Origin of the sequence: Actinoplanes sp. NPDC051513 (assembly GCF_044454685.1) — a bacterium.
GTDB lineage: Bacteria > Actinomycetota > Actinomycetes > Mycobacteriales > Micromonosporaceae > Actinoplanes.
Genome location: NZ_JBITDW010000043.1, coordinates 21,146 through 27,744, shown reverse-complemented (window position 1 = coordinate 27,744; position 6,599 = coordinate 21,146). Strand labels below are relative to the sequence as shown.

The following is a 6,599-nucleotide window of genomic DNA, read 5'->3' as shown; positions in this document are numbered from 1 at the left end:
GGGATCCGGACCGCCTATCTCCTGCTGGCCGTGCCAGCCGCGATCGGCCTCCTGCTCGCCCTGGCCTCACCGGTGCGCGGCCTGCGCCTGCCCGTGGACTGAGGCACGGCCGGTCAGAACAGGGTGAGCTCGTTGCGCTTCATGCCGCGCAGCTTGTCGTCGTCGACCACCACGCACCGGATACCGCGGTCGGTGGCCAGGACCCGGGCCTGCGGCTTGATCTCCTGGGCCGCGAAGACGCCCAGCACCGGGGCCAGCAGCGGGGTCGCGGTTCATCAGTTCGAGTTAGCGGGTGAGCTGGTCGACGCCGTCGATCCCGCCACGCCGCTTGATCTCCACGGCCACCGAGCGCCGCCGGCGTCGCGGCGCAGCAGGTCCACCGGGCCGATCGCGGTCATGTACTCGCGGCGGACCAGGGTCCAGCCGTCGCCGAACGTCTGCGGGTGCTCGGCGAGCAACTCGGGCAGCTGCAGCAAGGCCCCGCGGCGGCCGGACGGGTCGCGCAGATCGCGAAGCTCGCCTCGCTCCACGACGCTGGCATCCTCACGGACGAGGAGTTCGCGAAGAAAAAGGCTGAGCTGCTCGAGCGTCTCTGACACTTGAAACGGCCAGTCGTCGCGCCGGTCACCGAACGCGCACCTGTCGGCAGACTCACCCCGACGACCATGAAACACACTTCAGAGCCTGACACGCCGCCCACGACCGGTAGGCCCCGGGGTTAAGTCTCCGTCGAGGCTTCAGGATCGCCACACGCCAGAGAGCGCACCGAGCAAGTCTGGCTCATCACTCGACGCCCTGGGCCTGCCCCGTTTTGACGGACATCCAAGATCAGGGGACCTGGGGTCTCCGGAAGGATGTCCATCATCATGGAGAACGTGGGGAAGAAGCGGTCACGGCCTCGGCGGTCGTTCACGTCTGAGTTCAAGGCCGAGATTGTCGAGTTGTGCCAGCGCGGGGACCGAACGGTTCGGCAGGTCAGCCAGGATTTCGACCTGACCGAGACCGCGGTGCGTGAATGGGTCAGGCAAGCAGACCTCGACGCCGGCACCCGCAGCGACGGGCTGAGCTCGGACGAGAAGGCTGAGCTTGCGGCGCTGCGCAGAGAGAACCGCAGGCTCCGCGAGGACGTCGACATCCTCAAACGAGCGACGGCTTTCTTCGCCAAGGAGACCCGGTGAACGTGTACCCGTTCATCGAGGCGGAGAAGGCCGGCAAACACAACGTCAAGCGTGCGTGTGAGCTGTTCAAGGTCTCCAGGTCCGCCTACTACCGGCAGAAATCCGGCGTGAAGTCCCGGCGGTTACGCGTCGACGTCCAGCTCACCGAGCGCATCACCGCGGTGGGCTCTGTTGCGTTATGAGATCGCGGGCAGGATGGGGCCCGGCCAGGCCCCATGGTCAGATCGCCTGGGCGAGTTCGGTGAACGCCGTGGCGAGCCGGACCGCGGGCAGGACGTCGATCCCGAGTTCGTAGTGGCCGCGGCGCAGATTCTGCATGAACGCGTGCCCGGCGATCACCACCTGTGCGCTCCGATCGGTCTGTAGCCCGCGCATCGGTCTGAGCCGGCGTTTGAGCTGGCCGTGATCGGCCTCGACCGGATTGTTCGCGTACTGCTCGACGTGGTGCCACGCCCCCGGCAGCAACTCGTCGAGGACACCGGGGTAGACCGGTGCGGCGTCGGTGACCACCTCGACAGGGCGCACCCTCAACGTGATTAGCGCGCGGGTGAAGAACCGGCGGGCGGCTGCGGCGTCCCGCCGGGTCGAGACCAGCACGTCGATGACCTACCCGTCCTGGTCGATCGCCCGGTAGACGTAACGCCACACCCCGTTGACCTTCACGTAAGTCTCGTCGACGAACCAGCGGTCACCCGGCGAGTGGCGGGCGAACCGGGCGGCGTCGGCCAACAGGGGCGTGAACCGCTGCACCCAGCGGTAGACCGTCACGTGGTCGACCTCGATCCCGCGTTCGGCCAATAGTTCCTCGACGTCGCGGTAGGACAGGCCGTAGCGCAGGTACCAGCGGACCGCCACCACGATCACCTCGGCTGGGAAGCGGAACCCGGCGAACGCCGACCGAGGAGGCGCACAGCGACCTGACCGAACCACAGACTCCACTCGTCAAGCCTGCCTTGATCTTCCGATCAGCTAACGCAACGGAGCCTCCATGGGGCCTCCCGGTCCGGCAATGCCTCGAAGGTATCACCATGGCTGAAACAGGTCTTGGACACCCGCTCAGGCCGGTGGCATTGTTCATTGGGCCGAGAGAATTCGGTACAAGAATTCGGGATCGGTATTTGATAGCAGGGCCCAAAACGAGGATTCGCACATCAAGAATTGGGCCTCTTCCGTTCCTGTTTCGGAAACCCATCAATTCAACGGAGTAATCGTGGGAAAGCTCGATGGCAAGGTAGCGGTGATCACCGGCGGATCCACCGGTCTGGCGCTGGCCGGCGCCAAGCTGTTCGTCGAGGAAGGAGCGTATGTCTTCATCCAGGCCCGGCGGCAGGAAGCATTGGACGACGCCGTCAAGCTGATCGGCCGCAACGTCACCGCCGTCCAGGGTGACGCGGCCGAACTGGACGACCTGGACCGCTTGTACGACACGGTCAAGCGTGAAAAGGGCTCGATCGACGTGCTGTGGGCCAGTGCCGGGATGGGCGAACCCGGTGTCCTCGGCGAGATCACCGAGGAACAGTTCCACCGCGCCTTCTGGCTCAACGCGCGCGGCACTCTGTTCACCGTGCAGAAGGCGCTGCCGCTGATCAACGACAACGGCTCGATCCTGATGACCGGATCCAACGCCTCTCTCGGCGCCTTCCCGGGCTGGAGCCTCTACGCGGGAAGCAAAGCCGTCCAGCAGGCCTGGGCCCGTGTCTGGCTCAACGAGCTGCGGGACCGCAAGATCCGGGTGAACGTCCTGACGCCCGGCCAGGTCGGCACCGCCAAGCAGGAAGAGCTGTTCGACGAGGCAACGAGGGCCGCATTCGAGTCCCTCATCCCCCGCGGAACGATGGGCCGTCCCGAAGAGATCGCCACCATCGCCCTGTTCCTTGCCTCCGACGACTCCAGCTACGTCAACGGCCTGGAACTGGTCGCCGACGGCGGCACGACCGCCATCTGAACCACACACGAACGAGTCAGAACGGCGCCTCGAGAACAGGCTCCTGAACAGGAAAAGAGCACAGCTCATGAGCAGCATCACGTTCATTGGTGCGGGGAACATGGCCCGCACGATCGGCATGCTCGCGGTGGCGGGCGGCAACACCGCCGAGATCATGGCACGCGATCAGTCCAAGGCCGATGCCCTGGCTAAGGTTCTGGGCGGCGGCACCACGACAGGTCAATGGGGTGCCGTCCCGGCCGGGGACATCGTCATCACGGCCCTGTTGTACGCCGGTGTCGTTTCGACCGTCGCCGAGTACGGAGACGCCCTCGCGGGCAAAATCATCGTCGACATCAGCAACCCCTTCAACGCCACGTTCGACGGACTGGCCCACAGCGAGCCGACCTCGATCGCGCAGGAGGTCGCCAAGATCGCCCCGGCCAGCGCCATGGTGTTCAAGGCCTTCAACACCATCTTCCGTAGCGTCCTGGCGGAGGGCCGGCCCGACGTCTTCTTCGCTGGCGACAACCCGCAGGCCAAGGCGGGCGTGGCGGCATTCATCGAGAGCCTCGGACTGCGCCCGCTGGACGTCGGCGGCTTGAAGATGGCGCAGTGGCTGGAAGGGATGGGCCTGGTCACGGTAGGCCTCGCCGGCAACGGAGTTGGCCACGGGAACTTCGCCCTCGGCGTCAACGAAGTTAACGGCTGAGCAGTCGGCGAACAGAGCGCCATGCGCTCTGACGGGTTGATGGACACCGACTCGCAGTTGTCGGAGATCAACAGTGGCGAAAATTTGCCTGAGGAGGATCATCACAATGCAGCTCGGTTTCATGATTCCCCTTGTCGGGCCCTCCGTTAGTGACGCCTCCGCCCTGAGCGCTTTCGTCCGCGGACTCGAGGACCTTGGCTACGGCGCCCTGTGGGTCGGCGATCGCCTGGTCACGCCGGTTGATGTGGGCAGCAACTATCTGGCCCGAGGGCCGCAGATGGCCCGCTCCTTCGATCCGGTGCTGCTGTTGACCGTCGCCGCGGCGGCGACGAGCCGGGTGCGCCTGAACACCAGCACGCTCAGCACGTTCTACTACGAGCCGCCGCACCTGGCCCGGCAGCTGGCCACGCTCGACGTGCTCAGCGACGGCCGCCTCGGTGTGGGGGTGGGGCTGGGGTGGATGAAGCAGGAGTACGACGTGGTCCGCAACGCGGACTGGCAGCGGCGCGGCAAGATGCTCGATGACATGCTGGCGTTCTTGCACGCATGGTGGACGACCAGTCCCGTGTCCTGGGACAGCGAGTTCTTCACCATGCCAGCGGTCCACGCCCGCCTCCGGCCGGTCCAGGCGGGGCGGGCCGCCCATCTGGATCGGCGGTGCCAGCGAGGCCGCGATGCGCCGAGTCGGCCGCAGCGGGGTCGGCTGGCTCGGGGTCGAAGGGCCGGCGCCCGCTGCGTCGATCAGTAGTCAGGACGAGGGCGCCGGCCGCCTGTGGTCGATCGCGCGTCAAGCGGCGCAGGACGCCGGCCGCGATCCCGACGCACTGAAGACGGCCATGCGGATCAACCTCGAGCCGGGCACGTCCGTCGACTCGGTCGCGGACCAGCTGAAGCGATACGCCGACTCCGGTGTTGACGAGGCGTACTTCGACGCCTTCGCGATGTTCACCAACCTTGACCAGCTGCTCGACTTCGCCGGCCAGGTGATCGCGCGTACCGGCCGGCTGTGACCACCGAAGAAACGACCACCCAAGAAAGAGAGCACTCACCATGAGCAGCATCAGTTTCATCGGCCTCGGGGGCATGGCCCACGCCATCGCCGCCCGCGCGGTCGCCGGCGGCAACTCCGTCGAACTCATTGGCCGGGACCCGGCCAAGGCCAAGGGCCTGGCCGCCGAACTCGGCGCCGGGGCCACGGCGGGGACCTTCGGCACGGTCCCTGTGGGCGACATCGTCGTCCTGGCCGTGCCGTACACCAGCGCTGTGCCGGTCGTCGCCCGGTACGGGGATGCACTGGCCGGCAAGGTCATCATCGACATCTCCAACACCTTCAACGCCGACGCCACCGGGCTGCTCACTCCTGATGGCACGTCCGGTGCGCAGGAGATCGCCAAGGCGGCCCCGGCGAGCGCGTCCGTCGTGAAGGCGTTCAACACCGTCTTCGGCCACGTCCTGGTCCAGGATCGTCCGCTGGACGTGTTCTTCGCCGGAGATGACGCGCAGGCCAAGGCGAGCGTGTCGGCGTTCATCAAGAGCCTCGGACTGCGTCCCCTCGATGTCGGCGGCCTGGAGATGGCTCGCTGGCTGGAAGGGGTCGGGCCACTGCTGATGGGCCTGGCCCGCAACGGCGCGGGGACCTTCGACGTCGCCCTCAGCGTCGACTTCCCCGCCTGAGCGCGAACCCCGTAGCACCACTCCTCGCAACACATCACTCATAAGGAGCAGTAGCGTGCGAGTTTTCGTGACTGGCGGGACCGGCCATTCCGGTTCGTACATCATTCCCGAGCTCGTCACTGCCGGGCACGAGGTCACTGGACTGGCGCGGTCGGACGCGGCCGCGGCGGCGTTGTCCGCGCTTGGCGCGAAGGTGCGCCGCGGCGACCTCCAGGACCTGGACGGGCTCAAGGAGGCGGCGGCGGATTCCGACGGCGTCATCCATGTCGCGCACCGGCAAGACCTGCTTCCGTCCGGCGGGATCGACGCCGTGGCCGCCGCGGAGCTCCCGGTCATGCTCGCGTACGGCGAGGCTCTCGCGGGAACCGGAAAGCCGTTGGTCGCGGCGGGGAGTATCGGCTCGCCCGGGACCGGGCTGGACCTGGGCCGGCCGGCCACCGAGGAGGATCCGGCCCTTCCCGTCGGCGATGAGCACAAGGGCACCCTGCGGGCTCGTAACGTCGTGGAAACAGCCGTCATCGGCCTCGCGGAGCGGGGGGTGCGGTCTTCGATCGTGCGCATTGCCAACATCGCGCACGACACGACCGATCGTGCCGGCTTCCTGCCCACACTGATCGCCCTGGCGAAGGAGAAGGGCTTCGCCGGCTACCCCGGCGACGGCACGAACCTGTGGAACGCCGTACACGCCCGCGACCTCGCCTCCTTGTTCCGCCTGGCGCTGGAAAAGGGCCCGGCCGGCAACTACTGGCACGCGGTCGAGGACGGGGGCATCGCGTTCCGCGAGATCGCCGAGGCCATCGGCAGTCGCCTGAACCTGCCCGTCGTGAGCGTGCCCTTGGACGAACTGATGCTGCCGGGATATTTCGGGTTCCTCGCGAACGTGGTCAATCAGAGCTACCCGACGTCCAACCTCGTCACCCGCCGGACGCTCGGCTGGGCACCCGCTCAGCCCAGCCTGCTCGCCGATCTGGACAACGGTCATTACTTCCCGTCAGCTGACGTCCCCGCCATCTGAGGGCAGAGACCTCATTGCAACGGGTCGCGCCCATGGCGAGGACAAGGCTCTTCTGGAGCGACGTTTACGGCCCCGATCGTGACGGGCGCATCGCCG

At 67.0% G+C, this 6,599-nt stretch carries 9 protein-coding genes and 2 pseudogenes; 9 read left to right on the top strand and 2 right to left on the bottom strand.

From position 1 onward, the window contains the following. Positions 1–113 precede the first annotated feature (113 nt). A pseudogene (locus ACIA5D_RS50440) lies at positions 114–458 on the bottom strand (endonuclease NucS domain-containing protein). Between ACIA5D_RS50440 and ACIA5D_RS50435 the strand changes: the two are divergent. From ACIA5D_RS50435 to ACIA5D_RS50425, 3 genes are all read left to right on the top strand, one after another. Beyond that, positions 444–596 carry an SHOCT domain-containing protein gene (locus ACIA5D_RS50435; protein ID WP_396037885.1) on the top strand — a complete coding sequence of 51 codons (153 nt, stop codon included), beginning with the start codon at positions 444–446 and terminating at the stop codon, positions 594–596. The pseudogene ACIA5D_RS50440 and the gene ACIA5D_RS50435 overlap by 15 nt on opposite strands. Before the next feature lie 258 nt (positions 597–854). Further along, on the top strand, positions 855–1,178 hold the full coding sequence (locus ACIA5D_RS50430) for a transposase (RefSeq protein WP_396037884.1): 324 nt from the start codon (positions 855–857) through the stop codon (positions 1,176–1,178). Next, on the top strand, positions 1,175–1,360 hold the full coding sequence (locus tag ACIA5D_RS50425; RefSeq protein WP_396037883.1) for a hypothetical protein: 186 nt from the start codon (positions 1,175–1,177) through the stop codon (positions 1,358–1,360). The genes ACIA5D_RS50430 and ACIA5D_RS50425 overlap by 4 nt, the downstream gene beginning before the upstream one ends. A 37-nt stretch (positions 1,361–1,397) precedes the next feature. On the opposite strand, the pseudogene ACIA5D_RS50420 reads toward ACIA5D_RS50425, so the two are convergent. Next, positions 1,398–2,108, bottom strand: a pseudogene (locus tag ACIA5D_RS50420) (IS6 family transposase). A gap of 280 nt (positions 2,109–2,388) precedes the next feature. Between ACIA5D_RS50420 and ACIA5D_RS50415 the strand changes: the two are divergent. From ACIA5D_RS50415 to ACIA5D_RS50390, 6 genes are all read left to right on the top strand, one after another. Further along, complete coding sequence (locus ACIA5D_RS50415; protein ID WP_396037882.1) at positions 2,389–3,123, top strand: SDR family NAD(P)-dependent oxidoreductase; 735 nt, start codon at positions 2,389–2,391, stop codon at positions 3,121–3,123. 67 nt (positions 3,124–3,190) lie between these two features. After that, positions 3,191–3,814 carry an NADPH-dependent F420 reductase gene (locus ACIA5D_RS50410; RefSeq protein WP_396037881.1) on the top strand — a complete coding sequence of 208 codons (624 nt, stop codon included), beginning with the start codon at positions 3,191–3,193 and terminating at the stop codon, positions 3,812–3,814. A gap of 106 nt (positions 3,815–3,920) precedes the next feature. After that, positions 3,921–4,562, top strand: coding sequence for an LLM class flavin-dependent oxidoreductase (locus ACIA5D_RS50405; protein ID WP_396037880.1), 642 nt, complete (start codon positions 3,921–3,923; stop codon positions 4,560–4,562). A gap of 88 nt (positions 4,563–4,650) precedes the next feature. Next, on the top strand, positions 4,651–4,824 hold the full coding sequence (locus ACIA5D_RS50400) for a hypothetical protein (protein WP_396037879.1): 174 nt from the start codon (positions 4,651–4,653) through the stop codon (positions 4,822–4,824). A gap of 40 nt (positions 4,825–4,864) precedes the next feature. Further along, positions 4,865–5,488: an NADPH-dependent F420 reductase gene (locus ACIA5D_RS50395; protein WP_396037878.1), complete on the top strand. Its 624-nt coding sequence runs from the start codon at positions 4,865–4,867 to the stop codon at positions 5,486–5,488. Positions 5,489–5,543: 55 nt separating this feature from the next. Next, the gene (locus ACIA5D_RS50390) at positions 5,544–6,503 is read left to right on the top strand and encodes an SDR family oxidoreductase (RefSeq protein ID WP_396037877.1); all 960 of its coding nucleotides are present in this window, start codon (positions 5,544–5,546) and stop codon (positions 6,501–6,503) included. Positions 6,504–6,599: the final 96 nt, after the last annotated feature.